This is a genomic window from Streptococcus sp., assembly GCF_030825805.1.
In the GTDB taxonomy this organism is placed as follows: Bacteria; Bacillota; Bacilli; order Lactobacillales; family Streptococcaceae; genus Streptococcus.
Genome location: NZ_JAPJPF010000017.1, coordinates 1 through 21,554 on the forward strand (window position 1 = coordinate 1; position 21,554 = coordinate 21,554).

Below are 21,554 nucleotides of genomic sequence, written 5' to 3' on the forward strand. Positions count from 1 at the left end.
TATAGATAGACAGTAGGCAATACAGTCTAACTTTCCTTACTATTTTATCAAATTTCGTCTAAATTGCAAGTGTTTTACTAGCTTTTTTTCTTATTTCTTTTTTCTTAAAGGAATTTATCCAAATGAAAGTTTGTGAAATCTCATTTCCACTTCTTTTTTGAAATAAACAGCTAGATATTTTATTCTTTGCGACCAATTTTCGCGTTTTTTCACAATCATTTTCACTTTATTCCAGTAAAAAACCAATCCCTTTAATCGGGATTGGTTGTAAGGGCTCACGATTAACCAGAATTACGCAATCCTGTTGCGACACCATTAATCGTGATATGAATCAACTTGTCCTGATCAGCAGGCAATTCGCCGCGTCTCTGGCGTTTAATTAATTCTAATTGAATATAGTTTAGAACATTAAAGTATGGCATACGATAATCTAAACTATCTTTTAGATAAGGGTTCTCAGCTAAGAGTTCATCATGACCTTCAATCTGTAAAATAACATCCTTAGTCAATTGCCACTCGTCCAGGATAATATTGAAGATGTCACGAACTTCCTCTTCTTCACATAGCTTGGCATATTCAAATGCAATGTTCATATTGGCTTTTGAGAGCACCATGTCTACGTTTGAAAGAAGGGACTTGAAGAATGGCCATTTTTTGTACATATAACGCAAGGTTTCAATGTTTTCAGGATCTGCATCAATAAATTCTTTAAAACTGGATCCTACACCGTACCAGCCAGGGAACATCACGCGGCTCTGTGACCATGAGAAGACCCATGGAATGGCACGCAAACCACCGATTTCTTTGATGGTCTTACGGGCTGCTGGACGGGAACCAATATTGAAACTAGAAATGGCCTTAATCGGACTGGATTCGAAGAAGTAATCATAGAAATGTTCATTGCCAAAAACCAGTTCACGATAAATATCATAGCTACGATTGACAATCTGATCCATAATCTCATTGTACTGATCGGACATGCTCTTTTCACTCTTCATCTTAGCAATCATCCGGTTAATTGTTGCAGAGACCAACATTTCTAAGTTGTAATAAGCTGCATCCTTATTCCCATATTTGTTGCCAATGACCTCACCTTGCTCAGTCAAACGAATTCGGTCATTAATGGATCTCAATGGTTGTGAGGTGATAGCTTCATAGGTTGGGCCACCACCACGACCAACCGTTCCACCACGGCCATGGAAGAAGGTGATCTTGACACCAAATTCGTCGCCAATCGCTGTTAATTGTTGTTGGGCCTTATAAAGAGTCCAACAAGAAGATAGATAACCACCGTCTTTGTTACTATCTGAATAACCAAGCATAATTTCTTGGTAGTTATTCTTAGAAGCAATCCAGCGTTTAGCTATTGGAAGTGAAAGATACTTTCTCATCGTATCCTCAGACTGATCTAAGTCTTCGATCGTCTCAAAGAGGGGAACAATTTGCACACGTGCGCTTTCCTTATCAATCAGTCCCACTTCTTTCAACATGATGGCCAACTCAAGCATATCAGATACACTGGTCGCGTGAGAAATAATGGTTTGACGAATGACATCTTCTCCTAAGCGGTCTTTTAATTCACGCGCTGTTTGGAAAATAGCTAATTCTTTCTCAAGCAATTCTGATTTTTCTGCATGGGTAGCAGATAAAATCCGAGGATCTTCTAACAACTCTTGTAACAACAACTCGCACTTTTCGTCTTCTGATAAATCACTGTAGTGATCATTAATCCCTGCTTCCTTTAATAGTTCTGCAACACAGGCTTCATGGACACTCGAATCTTGACGCATATCAATCGAAGCCAAGAAGAATCCAAAGACTTCTACTGCTTCTAATAACTCAGCAAACTCACCTGAGATTAAAGCCTCTGCCTTATTTTCAATCAATGATTCTTGAATCAGGGTCAAATCCTGTTTAAATTCTTCAACTGTTTCGTAATAAGGAGGACGATCTTCTGCCAACTCTTGGATAGCACCACTGATACGGGTACCAATATAATCGGAAACCACTCCTTGTTGATGGGTGTGAGCACCGAGAAGACGTTCAATCGGATGGCGCTCATCTACTGTTGAGCCAACTACTGACCATTCCTTAATATTCAATAAGGTTTGGACCAATTTGGATTGAATATAATGGAAGGCTCGACGGTAGGGTTCCTTCTCTCTAAAGACAGAGGTATCACTCGAACGGGCCGCCATCTCTTCAACCGCTTGACTGGTTTTTGAAAGATTGGTAGAAAGGGAGAAATTCCGATATAGGCTAGATATTTTCTGAATATAGTAGTTTAGAATAACTTCACTTTGAATGGTAGCTGATCGCTTCAAGGTCTCAGCAGTTACAAAAGGATTCCCATCCCGGTCTCCACCAATCCACATTCCCATCGTAATCGGTTTAGGTTGCTGTAACTCGATCCCTTGCTCCTTGGCAAGACGTTTGTATTCCAACATTAAGTTAGGAACAGCCTGAAGGAAGGAACTATTATAGTATTCCATGACATTGGTAATCTCATTTGTTACCTTGAGTTTCTTTTCACGGATCATATCGGTTTGCATCATAATTTCAATATTTCGACGCAAATTATTGTACCATTTGGTCTCGTTCATCAAGCCTGCTTTTACATCCCGGTGTTGGCGCAAAAGGCTGTGAATCTGAGTGGTTAGGTCCAACATGGTTTTCCGTTGCACTTGGGTCGGATGAGCTGTCAATACTGGTACCACGTTGAGGCGTTCCAAAATTTCCTGAGCATTTTCAGTCTCAGCCACCTGGCGGATGGTTGACGATAGTTTCCCTAGATAGTCCTGTCCCACATTATTCTGATGATTGATTTCAAAAGCCAAATCGACATCTTCAGAGATATTAATCAATAAGGGGAGAATGGCAAAGTATCGAGAAATCACGATCATCTCTTCATTTGATAGCTCTCTAACAATTTGATCCAATTTTAAATAGTCTTTTGAGACAGATAGTTTTTTCAATTCAAGAATCTTATCAAAGGTTTCTGGACTCACCAAATTTTTAGCAATGTCTTCTAAAATAGTGGTTAAAATCTCAACTTCTTCTTTGATAATCTCTTTGTTGGTATAGCTCTCTAGTTTTTGTAAAGTCATGATAACTCCTTTCTTTACTCACTCCGGTTTAGTAATAGCTTTGGATTTTCTGAGGCTTCTCGTAAGAAGGGGCCTCTTGAATAGCCCGGGCGCGCTTTTCACTCGCATCAATATTCAAGACAAGGGCAATCGCAATAGATAAGACCCACAAACTATTTCCTCCTTGTGATAGGAAGGGGAAGGTCACCCCTGTCGAAGGAATCAACCCAGAAATCCCACCAATATTAATAAAGGTTTGAGTCAGAAGCATCCCTCCTATACCGATGGCCATCATCGAATTAAATGGATCTCTAGCCCGTATCCCCACAAGAATAATACGCAAAATTAAGAAGAACAACAAGGCTAAGATGAGACTAGCTCCCACAAAACCAAGTTCTTCAATGACGATCGAAAAGACAAAGTCTGTATGTGCTTCTGGCAAATACCCTTGCTTTTCAATCGAATTTCCAAGACCTAAGCCAAACCAGCCCCCATTACTCATGGCGTAATAGGAATTGGCCAATTGGTGTCCAGAATCTGATAAATCATTAAAGGGGTTATAAAAAGCACTGAAACGTTTCGCTACATATCCAAAAACAGGGATTTTAGAAAATCTCTCAACCCCAATTAACTTAATGGAATAAAGGAGAACAGTCGATCCCCCCACTAGCATAGCTAATAAGCTTGAGAACCAGCGGTAGGCTATCCCACTTGCACTAATCATGATTAAAGTTGTTAGTGCGAGAATGGTCGCATTTCCTAAGTCTGGCATGATGACTACAATAGCGATCAAGAAGAGCACCATCCAACGCCAATCTGCCAAATCACGAGGAATCCATTGATTATGGGTAAGTGCCTGGTAATCATATTGCTGAATCTCTTCTTGCTTTTTAGAGAAAACTAAGGCCAAATACCAAACTAGGATAATTTTCAAGTACTCAGCTGGCTGAATAGAGAAACCTCCAAAATTCAACCACCCATGCGCCCCATTCACCGTGTCTGTGATAAAACGCGATAGCAAGAGAAGGATCGTCTCCGCAATGATAACAATCCCAATGAAAGCCTTTTTCTTAAGGTTATTCAATTTTACCTTATAGATAAAGAGAATGGTAACCAAACTCAGAACAAAAAAGATTCCCTGGCTTTTGATCATCCCAAAAGGACTAACTCCTTTTTGGATGGCTAATGCACTCGTTGTCGAGTAGACAATAATCAATCCTAATATTGACAAAAGGAGGTACGGAATCAGGATTGAATAGTTTAAAAAATGACGTTTTTCTAATTTCATGTAACACCCATACTTCTAATTTTCAGTCTTCATTATATCACCTTTCAATAGTAAAAAAAAGGAAATACCAAATAAGATTCGGTTTTCACCTGTCATAGAGGATTAATCAGATCAGTCTAGCCCTTTTTTTTCCTCCTACTAGCTTAGTCCAAAAAAGTAATCCGCATTTTTACGACAATCGTTTGTTTTTGCGCTTTCAGACCCTTTGTTTTGCCTTTTTCCATCTTTTGCGGTAAAATGATTCTGTATGAGAAAAAGGATTAAACCAATTGTCCTCTTCGTCTTTTTCCTAAGCATCTTTTCCTTTCTGCTCATTTCTAAAACAGTAGCAGATATTCAAAGGAATCAACTTGCTAGAAGCAAGACTACACAAGAGGCAAAGAAAACCAATCAATCAAAACTCCCATCTAGTTCTTCTTCTGACTCAGTAGAAGAACTAGATCAAGAATTTTTGAATCGACCAATTATTGACATCTCTGGTTGGCAATTGCCAAGCGAGATTGATTATGATCTCTTAGCACAGAATGTTTCTGGAGTCATTGTTCGCGTTCATAGTGGCGCTCAAGCTAAAAAAGAAAATGCTGCGACTTATTTAAATGGAATAGACAAATCATACGAAACTCATATTAAAGAGTTTCAAAAACGAGATATTCCAGTTGCGGTATATGCTTACGTAGCTGCCAAGGACAAGAAAGAAATGGAAAAGGAAGCAGAAGAGTTCTATCAGGCATCCAAAAAATACAAACCAACCTATTATTGGCTGGATGTAGAAGAAAAAACCATGGGTGATATGAACGCTGGAGTGGAAGCCTTCCGTGCCAAGCTAGCATCATTGGGAGCCAAAAATATCGGAATCTATATTGGGACCTATTTCATGGAAGAACATAGTATCTCCACTGATAAATTTACCGCCCTCTGGATTCCAACTTATGGGTATGATGATGGCTATTACAATGCAGCTCCATCTACTGATGATGAGTATGATCTTCACCAGTACACCTCTCAGGGGCAATTGAATGGCTTCACCCACTACTTGGACTTAAACCAGATTGCACCTACACAAGATCAAGAAAAAATCTACCGAAAACTATTTACAGTAGAAAAGAATTAAAAGAGGCAGACGCCTCTTTTTCTCTTAAACTGCAACTCAAAGAGTATGATATAATATTAGAAAATTTAGAGAAAGACAACAGTAAGATGGCAAAAAAACAAAAAGTAAAAAAAACATTGGTTGAACAAATCTTACAAAAAGCAAAAATCCCCCATACAGGACTACAAATTAATGCCCTTAAGGGAATGATTCCAGAAGGGATTAGGACTGAGCAAATTTATAAGACACTGGCCCTTACAGGTGATAAAACTGGTCCTGTTATCGGAATTGTTCCCATCTCTGCGCACTTGTCAGAGAAAAAATTGGCCAAACTATCTGGCAATAAAAAAGTCAGTATGATTCCACAGAAAGATTTAGAAAAAACAACAGGCTATGTTCACGGGGCCAATAATCCTGTTGGCATTCGACAAAAACACAACTACCCCATTTTCATTGACCAATCTGCCTTGCAACTTGATCAGATGATTGTCTCTGCAGGTGAAGTTGGTCACAGTATTCAAATCAAGGCGCAAGATTTAGCTGATTTGGTCAAGGCTAGCTTCGAGGACTTGGTCGAGTAAAGGATAAAACTACTATGAAACTATATTTTGTCCGTCATGGACGCACTGAGTGGAACGAGGAGGGCCGTATCCAAGGGGCAAACGGCGACTCCCCGCTTTTAGAATCTTCCATACAGCAGTTAGAAGCCTTGGGTCGGCATCTATCTCAAACACGCTTTGATGCGGCTTATTCAAGCGATTTGCCTAGAGCCGTCCATACTGCTCAAATCCTCCTCAAGCAAAATCAGCATCCTACCTCCCTCCAAGAGACTCCTGCTCTACGGGAATGGCAGCTTGGTAGGCTAGAAGGTGGAAAAATTGTGGAGTTGAAAGCTCTCTATCCTGAGGAAATGAAGGCTTTCCGACACGATCTATCACAATTCCATCACGACCTATTTGAGGTAGAATCCGTTTCTGAAACAACCAAGCGTACCTGTGATTTTGTGAAAAGCCTGAAAGGAAAAGAGTTCGATACCGTTCTTATCGTTGGACATGGGGCGAATTTAACAGCTTCCATTCGGACCCTACTTGGCTATAAAGCAGAGGAACTCCGTAAAAACGGTGGCCTCAACAATGCTAGTGTGACCATTTTGACAACAGATGATTTTGAGCACTTTTACTTAGAAACTTGGAATGATACCTCTTATTTGGAGACTTAAAAACACTGATTGCAAGATAATTGTTTTAGAATAGAGGCAAAGTTCACTTAGAAACTTTCCTTAGGTGAATGCGGACGTCAGCGAACTTCGAAGAAGTTCCATGACTTAGTTTTGGACCTAAGGTTCCAAAACTCCCGAGTTCCTGAAACAATTTAGTTTCAGGAACTTTTCTCACTGCGGAAAGTTTTTAATCTTCTTAAATAACAAAAAAATAAAAGATATTTTTTGAAAATCATCTAGTTGTCTTATGTAAAACAATAGTCTGTATACATTCAAAAACACTGATCTTGTGATCAGTGTTTTCTTTTAGCTTATTTCATAGTTGGGAAGAGCAATACGTCACGGATAGTAGTCGTATCAGTAAGGAGCATGCAGAGACGGTCGATACCGATTCCGAGTCCTCCTGTTGGTGGCATACCATATTCAAGAGCTTCAATATAGTCGTAGTCAATACCAGTCGCTTCATCGTCTCCCAATTCTTTGGCGCGTGCCTGCGCTTTGAAGCGTTCCAATTGGTCGATTGGGTCGTTCAATTCTGTAAAGGCATTGGCATATTCCTTGGTCATGATGAAGAGCTCAAAACGATCCGTGAAACGAGGATCTTCATCATTCTTCTTGGCCAATGGAGATACAGCTACAGGGTGTCCATAGACAAAGGTTGGTTGTGTCAAGGTTTCTTCCACATATTCTTCGAAGAAGGCATTGATGATGTGACCTACTTCAGTGTAGTGTTTTTCAACTGGCACATGTTTTTCTTTGGCAAGGGCTACTGCTTCTTCAAAGCTCATTTCCTTCCAGAAATCAACGCCAGCAATTTCCTTGATGGCATCCACCATGTGAACCCGTTTAAAGGGTTCATTGATCTTGATTTCAGTTCCTTGGTAGTTAACTGGACCATCCCCATGAATGGCTTTAGCAGCGTGTTGGATAATGCCTTCTGTCAAGTCCATAATATCTTGGTAGTCAGCATAGGCTTGGTAGACTTCGATGGAGGTAAATTCAGGGTTGTGGGTAGCATCCATTCCTTCATTACGGAAGATACGTCCGATTTCATAGACGCGTTCCATTCCACCAACGATCAAGCGCTTCAAGTGAAGCTCAGTCGCAATCCGAAGGACCATATCAATGTTTTGGGCATTGTGGTGAGTGATAAATGGACGCGCAGATGCTCCACCAGCTTCGTTGTGAAGGACAGGTGTTTCTACCTCAAGGAAGCCTTGACCATCCAAGTAACGACGGATTTCTGAAATGATTTTTGAACGAGTTACAAAGCGGTTAAAGCTTTCACGGTTAGAAATCAAGTCCAAGTAGCGTTTGCGGTAGATGGTTTCCACATCTGAAAGCCCATGGAATTTTTCAGGCAAGGGACGAAGTGCTTTAGATAAATGAGTGATGTGAGTAGCTTTGATTGAAAGCTCACCCATGTCTGTCCGCATCACTTCTCCTTCTACACCAAGGAAATCTCCAAGGTCAGCCTTTTTGAAAATTTCATAATTTTCTTCGCCAACCGCGTCTTTACGAACGTAAATTTGGATTTGACCTTCACGGTCTTGAAGGTGGGCAAAACCAACCTTCCCTTTTCCACGTTTGGTCACGAGACGGCCTGCAATAATAGCTGTCTCGTTCAAGTCATGAAGTTGTTCTTTATCTAATTCTGAATATTTTTCTTTTAATTGACCAGAATCTGCAGTACGTTCGAATCGCTTTCCAAATGGGTCGATTCCTTGTTCACGAAGGGCCGCCATCTTTTCGCGACGGACAATCTGCTGGTCATTTAATTCTTCCATATGTTCAGTAGTCATTTGGAACCTCCTAAGTTATTCTCCCCTATTTTATCATATTTACCAGGGAAATACACTATTCTTGAGCAGGAAAAATGAAAAAAGGAATGGAAGGAAAGGGAGTTTGCTACCTTTCCTATCACATTCCTAGATTTCAGAAGGGAACACGACGATTGTCCCAATCCATCATTCAAGTCATTCTACCTTATTCATAGCGGAGGGCTTCAATTGGGTCTAGTTTTGATGCCTTGCTAGCTGGTAGGATACCAAAGATAATTCCGACACAAGCTGAGAAGATGATACTTCCAATAGCCACTGACATGGAGACGACTGGAGGCCCTTCTAGAGCACCTGCAGCAGCTGTGGCGATGAGAGCATTGACACCATAGGCCAATCCCAAACCGAGAATTCCTCCCATCATGGTCAAGACCATTGATTCGATGAGGAATTGAATCAAGATTTTGCTACGAGTAGCTCCAAGTGCTTTTCTTAGACCGATTTCACGTGTCCGCTCAGTCACAGAAACCAACATGATATTCATGACCCCAATCCCACCAACGAGAAGGGAAATTCCTGCAATCGCACCAATGACTGTTGTCATAATACTGAGCATTTGATTGGTCTGCTCTAAGAGACTATCCATATTAAAAATTTGGAACTCCCCTTGGCGAACTCCTGATAGCTCGGTTAATTTTTTCGCTGCTTCGATTCCAGTTGGTTTAATCTGTTTGACATCCGGGATATGCACCACAATAGTAGAAATTTCTTCTGTTCCAAATTCTGAAGCTACTTGGGTATTAGCCATCAAGGCACTTCCTCCAGAAGAAGCCCCATATAATGCAGATCCAGCATTTGGATCCTTGAAGATTCCTACCACCCGATAGTTATTGTCTCCGACAGCAACCACTTGGTTGAGAGCACTTTCCGTTCCAAACAAGGTCGAAGCTAAGCCTTCATCCAGCATGATGACCCGAGAAAAACTCTGGTAATCTGAGGCATTTAGTTTTCTTCCTGAAACCAATTCAAATTTTCTAACAGAGAAATAGGTATCATTGACTCCCATAATATTCACCCCTTCAGATTTTTTCTTCTGAAAGGAGATAGTAGCATTGGCTGTATTACCAACATAGTAGCCATCAACCCCAGGAATCTTGGTCAGTTCTTTGACCCATTCTTCTTGGACAACAGGAGGGGTTTCAAGGATTGGATTATCAACATCTTCGCTAGTTTCCTCTCCATAGCCAGCTGGTGGTGACATTCCTTGGTCTTCTTCACTTGCGACGCCACCTTCCCCACCACCTTCAGCGCCGCCTTCTTCTGAGACAGGTTCTGGGCCAAGATTAAAACCAGTCATGTAGCCACTCTTTCGGGCGGAATAAGAAATCTGAACATACTGTTGATCCTTAGTAAAGGTCTTGGTCACTCCAGCTTTCATCCCATCTCCGAGAGCCATGATGACAACGACTGAGGCAACCCCGATAATAATCCCTACCATGGTTAAGAAAGATCTCATTTTATGTCCCATAATGGAACTAATGGCGAATTTCCAGTTCTGCATCAGGCCCTCCTTTCATTGCGACTATCCGATGATATCACTCCATCTCGAATGACAATCTGACGTTTGGCATAGGCAGCAATCTCCGTTTCGTGGGTTACCATGATGATGGTTTTCCCTTCTTGATTGAGTGCTGTCAAAAGCTCCATAATTTGTTCGCCGGTTTTGGAATCAAGAGCTCCTGTTGGTTCATCCGCTAAGATAATAGAAGGATGATTCACCAAAGCCCGGGCAATGGCCACCCGTTGTTTTTGCCCTCCGGACAATTCAGAAGGAAGGTGGTGCATCCGCGTATCTAGCTCAACTTTCTTTAAAAACTGTTCGGCTAATTCCTTTCGTTTGGAAGGATTCACTCCTGCATAAATTAAGGGGAGCTCGACATTTTGAAAGGCATTAAGTTTTGATAGGAGAAAAAATTGTTGAAAGACAAAGCCAATTTGCTCATTGCGAACCTGAGCCAACTTCTTCTCACTGAGGTTCCCAACCTCTTCCCCTTCTAATCTGTACTCACCACTAGTCGGACGATCGAGAAGGCCAATAATATTCATTAGAGTAGATTTCCCAGAACCAGAAGGTCCCATAATGGCTAGAAATTCTCCCTCTTCTACTTCTAAATGGATATCCTTTAATACCTGTAAGGTTTGATCTCCATTTTTATAACTTTTATTGATATTTTTCAGCTCAATCAATTTTGTCATATTTTCCGACCTCTTTCCCATCTTCCAAATCTCCAGAAGGGTTGATGATCACTTGCGCATCTTTCTTCAAGCCAGATAAGACTTCCTGATTTTCTGCATCTGCATTTCCTAAGGTAACCATAACTTTTTTAGCCTTACCAGCTTCAATGGTCCAAACATAGCTTTGCTCGCCATCCGATAGGACACTTGTCACAGGAACTAAGGGATGGATGGTTGAACTTTTTACTTCAATATTGACAGAGAAACCTTGTTTCAAATCGCCGATCTCACTCGTAATATCTACAGTAAACGGATATTTGGCTCCTCCTGTTCCTTGTCCAGAACCTGCAGCACTTGCACCTGCCTGACCTGCATCCGTCGGATAGTTAGCTACATAGCTAATCTTTCCAGTCCATTTTTTCCCAGGATAGACCTTGGAGGTTAAGGTCACTTCCTGGCCAACTGAAATGTTGGCTAGATTATATTCAGACAACTCTCCTTTTACTTGAAGGTTTCCATTGCTGACGATATGAACAAGAGTTTGGTTGGTTCCTGTTGTTGATTTTGAAACATCTTTATTGACTTCTACAACCGTTCCATCTGTACTACTTTTTACGGTTGTAGCATCCAACAAGGCCTTGGCTTTTTCCATATTGGCTACTGCATCCGCACGAGCATCGCGCAAATCTCCCACTTGTGTATCCAAGGAGCGTTGGGCTTGAGAGGCCGAACTGCTATCTGCTTCCTCATCCCCTGTTGTATCAATGGTCACTCCATTGGTCAAGAGATCGTTCAATTGACGATCTGCCTTATTGACCGCACGTACCGCCGCGTCATAGGCAGATTGCGCTTCTGTACTACTATATTGAACAATAGCTTGGCCAGCGGTTACTTGATCCCCGACATTCACTAAGATCGATTGCAAATCTCCTTTGGTTCCGTCAAAGTAAATATATTGTTCTTGATTGGCTGTGACCTTACCTGTCAATAGAACAGAGGAAGCAATCGAACCTTCTTTCACGGTTTGTACCATAGGTGTTATATCGACCATTTCTTCAGGGCCACTACTTGATTTTCCAAAAGCAAGCCAGCTCCCCATTCCTACAACTGCTATTGCAGCACCTGTCGCTGTAATAATTTGCCATTTTTTAAATTTCTTCATTTCTTTCCTCCAGTATTCGAAAGCGTTTCAATTTATAAGTTTAGTATATCATATTTCCTCATTTTTCAATTCAGAATCATCTGTTTTGCACGTTTTTTTTGCTATCTTGTTTTCTCCTCCTATTCAACGATGGTAATTTCTTGATTTTTGTAACCTTTGTTGTTACAATGAAAGTGTAAATCAACAAAGGAGTACTGACCATGAAAGAATTTGATATTATCTCCATTGGTGGAGGTAGCGGAGGGATTGCTACCATGAACCGAGCTGGAGAACATGGAGCCCGCGCTGCTGTTATTGAAGAAAAGCAACTAGGTGGGACCTGTGTCAACAAAGGATGTGTCCCTAAAAAAATTATGTGGTATGGCGCCCAAATTGCTGAAGCCATTCGTGATTACGGTCCAGATTATGGGTATACTTCTAAACAGACCAATTTTGATTTTGCTACCCTAAGGAAAAATCGCGAAGCCTATATTGATCGGGCTCGTTCTTCTTATGATGGTAGTTTTAAACGAAATGGTGTGGAGTATATCCAAGGTCGCGCACGCTTTGTCGACGCCCATACAGTTGAAGTCAACGGGGAAACCATCAAGGCTAAACACATTGTGATCGCTACAGGGGCTCATGCTTATATCCCAGATTTACCTGGAGCAGATTTAGGAGAAACCTCTGACGATGTCTTTGCTTGGGAAGAACTACCAAAATCAGTTGCCATTATTGGCGCTGGCTACATTGCGGTAGAACTAGCCGGTGTTCTTCATGCCCTTGGTGTTAAGACAGACCTCTTCGTTCGAGGGGATCGTCCCTTAAGAAAGTTTGATTCTTACATTGTCGATGGCTTAATGGAGGAGATGGATAAACAAGGATTGCCTCTCCATCCTCACAAGGTTCCTGTCCGACTCACGAAGGAAGAAAATAGTCAAATCCGAGTCTATTTCGAAGACCAAACATCTTTTGTTGCTGATCATGTGATCTGGGCGACTGGGCGCAAACCAAACGTCCAAGACCTCAATCTAGAAGCTGCAGGCATCATCTTAAATGAAAAAGGATTCATTGCAGTGGATGAATACCAGAATACGGTTGTTCCTGGCATCTATGCTCTTGGAGATGTCACGGGCGAAAAAGAATTAACTCCTGTCGCTATCAAGGCAGGGCGTACCCTATCCGAACGTCTCTTTAATGGAAAAACCGATGCTAAAATGGACTACGCAACCATTCCGACCGTTGTCTTTTCTCATCCAGCGATTGGTACAGTCGGTCTCACTCAAGAAGAAGCCGAAAAACAATATGGAAAAGACGCTATCAAGGTCTATACTTCAAGTTTCGCCTCTATGTATTCAGCAGTGACCCAGCATCGTCAGTTGGCTAAATTTAAACTCATCACTGTAGGACCGGAAGAAACCGTTGTCGGTCTCCATGGTCTTGGGTATGGGGTGGACGAAATGATCCAAGGATTTGCTGTTGCTATCAAGATGGGAGCCACAAAAGCCGATTTCGATGCGACCGTCGCTATTCATCCAACTGGATCCGAAGAATTCGTTACCATGCGCTAATATCAGAAAAGGTTTGTTTGACAAGCCTTTTTCTTCTGTTTTTATTTTAATGGATTATCATTGGAGCTACCATAGTCTAATCTTTCATTTTAACTTTCTTTCCTTACATTTTTGTAAGATAACAAGGTTTGATAAGATAACCATCAGATTCACTAATAGATTTCAACATCCATATAAAAGAGCCCGAAGATACGCTTCAGGCTCTGTTTTTTTAAGGCAAGATAGCAATGGCACGAACAGGTGAACCTGTTGCCTTGTCCCAGTGAGGGAAGGAAATTGAAATCAAGGCACCTACTGCTGGCACTTGATCCAAGTGGTTCAAGACTTCTACTTGGTAGATATTTTGCTCCAAAAGGTAGTATTCATTGACCAAGCCGTGTTCTGCTGCTGGAATACCAGCATCTGTGTCAAAGGTTTCATGACCCACAGCCTTAACATGACGTTCATGAATCAAGAATTCTAGAGCTTCACGGCTCCATCCTGGACTTTGTTGAACCCCATTTTCATCGAGGTTACGCATAGCATCTTGATCTGGCCAACGTTTTGACCAATCACTACGGAAGGCAACAAAAGCTCCTTCTACAATTTGTCCATGTTCAGCTTCAAAATCTAAGATATCTTGTTTGCTCAAGATAAAGTTTGGATTGGCTGCTACTTCTTTAGACTTGTCGATAACATAGAGTGGCAAGAGGAGATCTTTTAGGTCAATCTCATCCAACCAACGCCCCCCTTCTACAAAGTGAATCGGTGCATCAATATGTGTTCCGTATTGACCAACTACTGTAAATTTTTGGACATGGAAACCGTCTTTTAATGTGAAAAGGTCTTCTTGTTGCAAGGCAGGAAGAGCTGGGAAGTGTGGGCTTTCTGCATTGATTTGGTGACTCAAGTCCACCCATTTTTTAGCTTGCAATTCTTTATAAATACTTAGTAAATCTGACATATGGATTCCTTTCCTATAAGTGCTACATGGCATAAATGAATAAGGTTATTATAACAGTCCATCCCATCATCCACAATGATTTGCGTTAATCTTGTTTTCTTGAATGGGATATAGTTTCAAACTATAATTATAGAAAGCATCAAAAAAGAGGCTGGGACAAAAGTCCTAGCCTCTCAATTGTCTTTGGATTATCGAGCAAGACGCAGTGGTTGAGTGGGCTCTACCACGCTGATTTCATCAGCTTTTACAGCCCTACTCAACTGTGCGGAGGTGGAACGACGAAATCGAATTCTAACGAATTACCGATTTCTGTCCCACTCTCTTTCTTACTCATCCTATTACTGTTTAAATGCATCTAGCAAAACTTGGAATTCTTCGTTGGTCAAAGTGATCCCCTTGCCCATCTTCGTATGGTCAGGGCTCCAAGTTCGGATATCATACTTGGCAGGTGCTCCATTAAAGCTAACCCGGTTTAACTCCTTGGTCCATCCTTTTTCATTTTCAGATAAGACCAAGAGTTGTTCTTCAATTTCAAAACTAAAATCTGCCATTTCATACTCCTTTTCAATGTCTTTCACCTTAATAATTCGTAAAAAATTTTACAAAATGAATGAAATTTTCTATAATATATTGTATCAACTTATGGAGAATTATGCTATGAAAAGATTTCTTGAGCTTCTCAAGGACAGAGCCAATGAATTTTTCAACGATAAAACCTCTCAACCAGCTCCTTTAAAGGATGGTAAAACGATTCAGATTATTGAACTGGCCCTTCGAAAAAAACAAGGAGTCCATGTCATCTTCCAAAATAAGAGTTTTACAGGCGATATCGTGAAATATGATCAGGAACGAAAACAACTCATTGTCAAGAATTTTAAAAAGAGTATGTCAACCATCATTCGAATTTCTGACATTCAAAAGATTAGTCTCGTTCCACATACGATTCGAATCGCACAACAAAAAACACCGTAAACTTCCAAGCTTGGGAAGCATGCGGTGTTTTTTTTTACGTTTTAGGCACGAACCGTTTGGCTGGTTCCATCTTCTTTATAGAGGTTGATCAAGCCTTCTTTAAGAGCACGGATCATATCACCTGGTTCAACTGGTGTTGGCATATGAATGGTCAATAACTCCATCGGATTTGGAGCCCGATCAATTTTATTGCCCTTGGCATCATGCAAATCTTCAATCACCGTTTCAAAATGACGGAACCCAGGTCCATAAAATTCCACTTGGTCTCCTTCATTGATGACATTCCGTTGTCGAATGGTCGCAATTTGCTTGTCCGCATCATAGGCTACCACTTCTCCGACAAACTTGTACTCTGGAATCTTCCGACGAGCCCCAAACAGTTGCTCGTTTTCAGATGGTGTTCCGTAATAGAATCCTGTAGCCAACTCACGTTGGGCTACCTTCCACATTTCATCTACTAGATCTTGCTTAATCGCTTCAAACTTCTCAGGACTTTCCAAATAAGCATCAACAGCTGCCTTGTAGCAGTTCGTTACGGTAGAGACATAGTGAATGGACTTCATCCGACCTTCAATCTTGAGGCTGTCCACTCCATTTTCAATCATATCAGGGATATGGTCAATCATCGACATGTCCACAGCTGACATCGAGAATTCTTCAGGGATTTCCCCTTTGAGACTCTTACGTTCTTGGCCAAATGGCATATCGTAGAGATCGTACTTCCAACGACAAGATTGGGAACATCCTCCACGGTTGGCATCACGCATACTCATATGATTGGACAAGGTACAACGGCCAGAGTAGGAGATACACATTGCTCCGTGAACAAAGGCTTCAATTTCAACATCCGTCCGCTTACGAATTTCCGCTAGTTCTTCCATCGAAACTTCGCGAGCCAAAACGACCCGTGTCAAGCCCAAGTCTTTCCAAAACTCTAGAGTTTCATAGTTGGTGGCACTAGCTTGGGTAGAGAGGTGAATTTCCAAGCCAGGAGCTTCTGTCGCTGCGATCGTAATCAAGGCAGGGTCTGAAACAATGACTGCTGCGATTCCAATATCCCGTAAGCGACGGAACCATTCACCAGCTCCAACTTCATTTCCTTCATGCATGACCATATTGGCCGCAACATAGACCTTGGCACCATATTTGGCCGCAAATTGGACTCCTTCTTCCATTTGCTCGAAAGTGAAGTTCCCTGCACGGCTACGAAGACCATAGGCCTGACCACCAATGAAGACGGCATCCGCACCATAGCGCACAGCAACCTTTAGTTTTTCAAGTGTTCCCGCAGGTGATAGAACCTCAGGACGTTTCAATTGTTTTGTCATCATATCTCCTAGTATATTACAAGTATATTAGTTAGATTATCAATCTTGTCTATTTTATAGCAAATCCAGTCGAAAGGCAATGGTTTGGGAATTGTTTTGACAATTCTCATTCTTTACCATCACTAAAAAGGAAGGCCCGCACTCCTGGCAGGCTTTTCTCCTTTATTTAACCATGTCTGGATCGTAATCATAAAATCCAGTGTCAAGGAAACGATTCTTAGGATGCAATTGGTGAATCTGCTCATCCAATAAGAAGGCTTGATCAGATGTGAAGGTCCCAGCTTCTAGAAGCTCACGTGCTTTCACAAAACACTTGGCAATTTCCACAAAGTTTTGACCAGGTGTATAAATCCCCTCTAACTTCCAGTGGGTGAAACCATGCTCGACTAACTCAGAGAGTTTGGTCATCAAATCCAAGTCATTATTGGCAAAAATATGAGTTCCATGCTTGTCCTCAAAGATAGAATAGTGGCTTTCTGGATCTCCTGGTTCTGCCAAAAAGAGATCGCGCTCTCTCGTCTTTTCGTCATCGATGTGAGTAAAATTATAATAATTTTGTAGAAGAGGACGTTTAGAATGGTGAATCACACTGGCACCATAAACCAATACTTCAGCAGGAATCTCTAAGATTTCTGGCATCTTGAAAAGCTCTGCAGATGGGATTTCTCGAGCAAGAACAGCTTCTGAAGCACCAGCCTTTTGTCCCCAGAAATTAATCTGACGGCTACTTGTCACCATAGTTGAAGCATCATAAATGGTTTTAAAGCTGTAGCCATCCCGCTTCAATACATAAAAGACGCCTGCATCTCCTACCGTGATATAATCGACGTTAATCGAAGCAAGGAAATCTAAAAATGGTTTGATACGATCCATCATGTCTTGGTGCATCAAGGCATTGACAGCCACTGTCATTTCCTTACCTGCCGCATGGACTAGATCAGAAATTCGACTTAATTCGTCATACGAGAAAGTGTGAGGAAGTCGTAATCCAAATTCCTTTTCTCCGACATAAATACGGTCCACACCTACTTCTAGAAGGGCTTGAACCTGTTCAATACTTTCAGCTGTAGCTGTAATAATTATCTTTTTCATGAAAACTATTATACCAAAAAAGTCATTTTGCTCTCTAAATTTCTTAATTTTGTAAAAATTGTAACAGTTTTGTAATATTTCTATGCTTGAAAACGTGTTAAAATAATAGAGTACTGTTAGGAGAGAGAAATATGCCCGCAAGAAAACTTAGAGTTGTTGAAGAATACGACTATGTCGAAATCCCTCTTCAACAAGAGAATACAACAACTAATTATGATTTTAACCTTGATACTGAACCAGCTCCGCAATTAAGTGAGCTACTATTTTTCCTTAATATTGCTGTGTTTTGTGTCTTAACTGTTTTATTTAGTTTCGTCTTTTTATCAATGAAGATGAATACCTTCTTTGCTTTTGCCTCAGCAATTGCTTGTAGTTTGGGAAGTATCCAAGCTTTCCGCATTTTCCAGTTAAAACGGAAACAGGACTAAGATTACATTTTTAGCCTCCTTCGGGAGGCTTTTTGGCATTTCCCATCCTCGTTTGTCATTTCATAAAAGAAATCCCTCACCATTGGTGAGGGATTATTTTATTCTTCTTCTACAGCTGTTTCTTTGCTATCTTCTTCAACTTCTGGAAGAGCTGTTTCTTCTTCTAATTCAAGGACAATCTCTTCACTTTCTTTTTCCTGTTTAGGCTGGAAAGGACTTGCTTGATTGCCGGTCTTTTGCTGGATTTTTTCCTTAATCGTTTGGATAGCATCTTGTGAAAATTCTACCACATCCTGCGTCTTATCTTTCACTGTCTCGATAACAGTGTCTTTGTTGATCTCACCACTTTCAACTTTTTCCTTGGTTTGCTGAATAGCGTCTGATGCTTGCTTGGATAGTTCAATCGCAGATTGTTTCACAGAATCATGAACTTCTTGTGGATTTTCTTGGTATTCTTTTACAAAACCTTTGACTTTCCCAGTCAACTCTTTCCCTTTTTCTGTTGTCAGGAAGTAGGCAACAGATGCGCCAGTAATCGTTCCAATTAACAATGATGATAAACGTCCCATAAGGTACCTCTTTTCTTATTTAAATAATTTCATAGCCATGCGAGCTGCCTTTAATCCGACAGATGTTTTAACGGTTTTCCCACCAACTACGACAGCTTTTTTGCTAATCTGACGCGCTTGATCATTCAGATCTGATACAGATACAGATAAATCTGCCACTGCAGTGAAGAGTGGATCAATGGTTGCAACTTTTTGATTCAAATCTTCTGTCAAAACATTCACTTTTGCTAACAACTCATTGGTTTGGTGTAAGGTTACATTCACATCTGATGTCAAGGTCTTAATCGTTACCTGAGTCTCATCTACAACTTTTCCAATCTTTGAAAACAAGATAATCAAGTAGATGACCAAAACTACTAAAGCTAACCCTAAAAGCCCATAGGCAATTTCAATAAACATTTCTTTTCTCCTTAATCTATTTCCGTTCTATAAAATGGTGCATTCTTTTTTCGTTGATAGATCATGATGCTGATTCCAAGTAGGATGAGGATCAGGGAAAGCCATTGTGAAACTCGAATTCCCAAAAACATCAAGCTATCTGTCCGCATTCCTTCAATAATCATTCGACCAAAGCCATACCAGATCAGATAGAAAGCAGTAACTTCGCCCTTTCTCAACAGTTTCGGACGACGACGCAAGTAAAGAATCAGCACAAAACCAAGCAAGTTCCAACAAGATTCATATAAGAAGGTCGGTTGACGGTAATGTCCATCAATAAACATCTGATTCCGAATGAAAGAAGGTAAATAATCTAAATTCTTAACAATGGCTCCGTAGGCTTCTTGGTTAACAAAATTGCCCCAACGGCCAATACTTTGAGCAATCATGACACTCGGTGCAGCGATATCTAAAAAATCAACCGGGTCAATCAAACGACTGCGTGAAAATAGGTAGAGGACTAGAGCCCCTGCCAGGAGTCCACCATAGATAGCAATCCCACCGTTCCATACGGCAAAAATCTCTCCTGGGTGTTCCCTGTAATAAGACCATTGAAAAATAACATAGTAAAGACGGGCCCCTATGATCGCTACTGGAAAAGCAATCAGAATGAAATCAATAATATCGTCTGACTCTATGCCTTTACGAGGGGCTTCTTTCATAGACAGGATAACCGCCAAAAGGAGACCGAGGACGATACAAATCGCATACCAGCGAATGCTAAAGGGACCAAGTTGAATGGCTACTGGATTCATACTTTCACCTCATTCTGATCAATCAACTGGGTCAATCGATCTTCAAAGGTTTTAGTAGCATCATATCCCATTTCTTTGGCGCGGTAGTTCATCGCAGCTGCTTCAATGACAACGGAAATATTGCGACCTGTCTTAACAGGGATGCGAATTCTTGGAATAGTCACTCCACAGAACTCAATTTCTTCTGCATTATTGCCAAGACGATCGTAGGTTTGTTCCTTGGTGTAGTTTTCCAAATAGACAGCGATTTGAACTTGAGAAGAATCTTTAACTGCACTGGCACCATAGAGACTCATGACATCAATGATCCCTACTCCCCGAATCTCTAGCATATGGCGTAGAATTTCAGCGGGCTCACCCCACAAGGTCATCTCATCACGGGCGAAGACATCTACCCGGTCATCTGCTACCAAACGATGGCCTCGTTTGACGAGCTCTAACCCAGTCTCACTCTTCCCGATTCCACTATCTCCTTGGATCAGAACCCCCATGCCATAGATATCCATCAAGACACCATGGACACTAGTTCTTTCCGCAAGGAGAGAATCTAGGTAGCTTGACAGTTCACCAGACAGGCGACTAGTTGGAACGCGACTGCTTAAAATCGCGATTTTCTTTTCCTCAGCGGCGCGAAGCATTTCTTCGGGAACCTCTAGATCCCGCGCGATGATGAGTACCGGTGTTTCCGGCTGGAACATCTTTCTCAAAACTTGGTGACGATTGTGGGAGGTCATCTTGATGAGGTAAGACCACTCTTTCATCCCAACCAATTGAATTCGTTCTGGAGTATAGTAATCAAAATATCCTGTCATTTCAAGTCCAGGACGTGAAATATCTGCCGTTGTGATTTCTTTTTCAAATAGGCTTTCATTGCCGTACACAACCTTCAAACGAAGCTTATCAATTAAATCTCGGACTGTTATTGCCATAGGCTTCTCCCTTTTTGTTTTCTCTTACTATTATAGCAAATTATCCCAGGTAAGACTTGCTCAAGCATCTTTTTTTGGTATCGAAACTGATGCTATTATTCTCACACTCATTCCAGTACCCTTTGATGTTTCTCTTTATCCTTGTCATCCCATTTTTCCATCGTTTCTTCTTTTTATAAAAAAGATGAGAGTGGGACAGAAATCGGTAATTCGTTAGAATTCGATTTCGTCGTCCCACCTCCGCACAGTTGAGTAGGGCTGTAAAAGCTGATGAAATCAGCGTAGTAGAGCTCACTCAACCACTGCGTCTTGCTCGATAATCCAAAGACAATTGAGAGGCTAGGACTTTTGTCCCAGCCTCACATTCTTATTCGATTCATGAAAATTCTTTAAAAGAATGGATCATCGTCTTTGATTACCTGTGCATCCTTCCGTTTGCGAGGTCCGAGGCTATACTTTTCTCTTTCAAGGTCTTCTTTATACGGCAAGGAGAAGGCACACAGGCAATAAATAGCCAAGCCTACAAGCCCATAAGCATGAAAGATACTAAAGAGCACAAAGAGAAAACGCAATAGGTTTGCATCGAGCCCAAATCGATCCGCTAGTCCAGCAAATACTCCGAAAACGATTCTGCCTCGACGTAATTTATAAAAAGTTGGATTCAAGGGCCTACCTCCTATTATTTTAGAACA

General features: G+C 41.2%; 21 protein-coding genes. 6 read left to right on the forward strand and 15 right to left on the reverse strand.

Annotated elements, in window-relative coordinates:
- Window positions 1-281: 281 nt before the first annotated feature.
- Both ppc and ftsW read right to left on the reverse strand, forming a co-directional pair.
- On the reverse strand, window positions 282-3,107 hold the full coding sequence (ppc, locus tag RCH62_RS04020; RefSeq protein WP_270285301.1) for a phosphoenolpyruvate carboxylase: 2,826 nt from the start codon (window positions 3,105-3,107) through the stop codon (window positions 282-284).
- A gap of 28 nt (window positions 3,108-3,135) precedes the next feature.
- Window positions 3,136-4,374 carry a cell division peptidoglycan polymerase FtsW gene (gene ftsW / locus RCH62_RS04025; protein WP_270285300.1) on the reverse strand — a complete coding sequence of 413 codons (1,239 nt, stop codon included), beginning with the start codon at window positions 4,372-4,374 and terminating at the stop codon, window positions 3,136-3,138.
- A gap of 247 nt (window positions 4,375-4,621) precedes the next feature.
- On the opposite strand from ftsW, the gene RCH62_RS04030 reads away from it, so the two are divergent.
- The 3 genes from RCH62_RS04030 to RCH62_RS04040 all read left to right on the forward strand — a co-directional run bounded on the left by RCH62_RS04030 (window position 4,622) and on the right by RCH62_RS04040 (window position 6,683).
- Window positions 4,622-5,485 carry a GH25 family lysozyme gene (locus RCH62_RS04030; RefSeq protein ID WP_270285299.1) on the forward strand — a complete coding sequence of 288 codons (864 nt, stop codon included), beginning with the start codon at window positions 4,622-4,624 and terminating at the stop codon, window positions 5,483-5,485.
- A gap of 86 nt (window positions 5,486-5,571) precedes the next feature.
- Window positions 5,572-6,045 carry an aminoacyl-tRNA deacylase gene (locus RCH62_RS04035; RefSeq protein ID WP_270308800.1) on the forward strand — a complete coding sequence of 158 codons (474 nt, stop codon included), beginning with the start codon at window positions 5,572-5,574 and terminating at the stop codon, window positions 6,043-6,045.
- 14 nt (window positions 6,046-6,059) lie between these two features.
- Window positions 6,060-6,683, forward strand: coding sequence for a histidine phosphatase family protein (locus RCH62_RS04040; protein WP_306474677.1), 624 nt, complete (start codon window positions 6,060-6,062; stop codon window positions 6,681-6,683).
- Window positions 6,684-6,994: 311 nt separating this feature from the next.
- On the opposite strand, the gene lysS is transcribed toward RCH62_RS04040, so the two are convergent.
- The 4 genes from lysS to RCH62_RS04060 all read right to left on the reverse strand — a co-directional run bounded on the left by lysS (window position 6,995) and on the right by RCH62_RS04060 (window position 11,858).
- The gene (gene lysS, locus RCH62_RS04045) at window positions 6,995-8,485 is read right to left on the reverse strand and encodes a lysine--tRNA ligase (protein ID WP_023027082.1); all 1,491 of its coding nucleotides are present in this window, start codon (window positions 8,483-8,485) and stop codon (window positions 6,995-6,997) included.
- Window positions 8,486-8,669: 184 nt separating this feature from the next.
- On the reverse strand, window positions 8,670-10,022 hold the full coding sequence (locus tag RCH62_RS04050; RefSeq protein ID WP_306474678.1) for an ABC transporter permease: 1,353 nt from the start codon (window positions 10,020-10,022) through the stop codon (window positions 8,670-8,672).
- The gene (locus RCH62_RS04055; RefSeq protein WP_023023871.1) at window positions 10,022-10,717 is read right to left on the reverse strand and encodes an ABC transporter ATP-binding protein; all 696 of its coding nucleotides are present in this window, start codon (window positions 10,715-10,717) and stop codon (window positions 10,022-10,024) included. Before RCH62_RS04055 ends, RCH62_RS04050 begins: the two co-directional genes overlap by 1 nt.
- Complete coding sequence (locus tag RCH62_RS04060; RefSeq protein WP_270285295.1) at window positions 10,701-11,858, reverse strand: efflux RND transporter periplasmic adaptor subunit; 1,158 nt, start codon at window positions 11,856-11,858, stop codon at window positions 10,701-10,703. The genes RCH62_RS04055 and RCH62_RS04060 overlap by 17 nt, the downstream gene beginning before the upstream one ends.
- A gap of 200 nt (window positions 11,859-12,058) precedes the next feature.
- On the opposite strand from RCH62_RS04060, the gene gorA reads away from it, so the two are divergent.
- Window positions 12,059-13,408 (forward strand): glutathione-disulfide reductase, encoded by a 1,350-nt coding sequence (gorA, locus tag RCH62_RS04065; RefSeq protein WP_306474679.1) that lies wholly within the window; start codon window positions 12,059-12,061, stop codon window positions 13,406-13,408.
- Window positions 13,409-13,619: 211 nt separating this feature from the next.
- Here gorA and RCH62_RS04070 read toward each other — a convergent pair whose 3' ends face one another.
- Entirely contained in the window at window positions 13,620-14,351 is a 732-nt protein-coding gene (locus tag RCH62_RS04070; RefSeq protein ID WP_195550009.1) for a cyclase family protein, read from the reverse strand.
- A 338-nt stretch (window positions 14,352-14,689) separates the two neighbouring features.
- Window positions 14,690-14,902, reverse strand: a complete 213-nt coding sequence (locus RCH62_RS04075; protein WP_006597402.1) for a YdbC family protein — start codon at window positions 14,900-14,902, stop codon at window positions 14,690-14,692.
- Between the two features lie 91 nt (window positions 14,903-14,993).
- On the opposite strand from RCH62_RS04075, the gene RCH62_RS04080 reads away from it, so the two are divergent.
- Window positions 14,994-15,323 (forward strand): hypothetical protein, encoded by a 330-nt coding sequence (locus tag RCH62_RS04080; protein ID WP_270285291.1) that lies wholly within the window; start codon window positions 14,994-14,996, stop codon window positions 15,321-15,323.
- Between the two features lie 41 nt (window positions 15,324-15,364).
- On the opposite strand, the gene RCH62_RS04085 is transcribed toward RCH62_RS04080, so the two are convergent.
- Window positions 15,365-16,651, reverse strand: a complete 1,287-nt coding sequence (locus RCH62_RS04085) for a U32 family peptidase (RefSeq protein WP_048789336.1) — start codon at window positions 16,649-16,651, stop codon at window positions 15,365-15,367.
- 162 nt (window positions 16,652-16,813) lie between these two features.
- On the reverse strand, window positions 16,814-17,743 hold the full coding sequence (locus RCH62_RS04090) for a peptidase U32 family protein (protein WP_006597381.1): 930 nt from the start codon (window positions 17,741-17,743) through the stop codon (window positions 16,814-16,816).
- 131 nt (window positions 17,744-17,874) lie between these two features.
- Here RCH62_RS04090 and RCH62_RS04095 point away from each other — a divergent pair, with 131 nt between their 5' ends.
- The gene (locus RCH62_RS04095) at window positions 17,875-18,171 is read left to right on the forward strand and encodes a DUF3270 family protein (protein ID WP_125329830.1); all 297 of its coding nucleotides are present in this window, start codon (window positions 17,875-17,877) and stop codon (window positions 18,169-18,171) included.
- A gap of 98 nt (window positions 18,172-18,269) precedes the next feature.
- Here the strand turns inward: RCH62_RS04095 and RCH62_RS04100 are convergent, their stop codons facing one another.
- From RCH62_RS04100 to RCH62_RS04120, 5 genes are all read right to left on the reverse strand, one after another.
- Entirely contained in the window at window positions 18,270-18,740 is a 471-nt protein-coding gene (locus RCH62_RS04100; RefSeq protein WP_306474680.1) for a YtxH domain-containing protein, read from the reverse strand.
- Between the two features lie 15 nt (window positions 18,741-18,755).
- Window positions 18,756-19,139 carry a DUF948 domain-containing protein gene (locus RCH62_RS04105; protein ID WP_006595909.1) on the reverse strand — a complete coding sequence of 128 codons (384 nt, stop codon included), beginning with the start codon at window positions 19,137-19,139 and terminating at the stop codon, window positions 18,756-18,758.
- Between the two features lie 11 nt (window positions 19,140-19,150).
- Window positions 19,151-19,933, reverse strand: a complete 783-nt coding sequence (lgt, locus tag RCH62_RS04110) for a prolipoprotein diacylglyceryl transferase (protein WP_306474681.1) — start codon at window positions 19,931-19,933, stop codon at window positions 19,151-19,153.
- Window positions 19,930-20,862, reverse strand: coding sequence for an HPr(Ser) kinase/phosphatase (gene hprK, locus RCH62_RS04115; RefSeq protein WP_306474682.1), 933 nt, complete (start codon window positions 20,860-20,862; stop codon window positions 19,930-19,932). The genes lgt and hprK overlap by 4 nt, the downstream gene beginning before the upstream one ends.
- Window positions 20,863-21,251: 389 nt before the next feature.
- Complete coding sequence (locus RCH62_RS04120) at window positions 21,252-21,527, reverse strand: PspC domain-containing protein (protein ID WP_195323716.1); 276 nt, start codon at window positions 21,525-21,527, stop codon at window positions 21,252-21,254.
- Window positions 21,528-21,554: the final 27 nt, after the last annotated feature.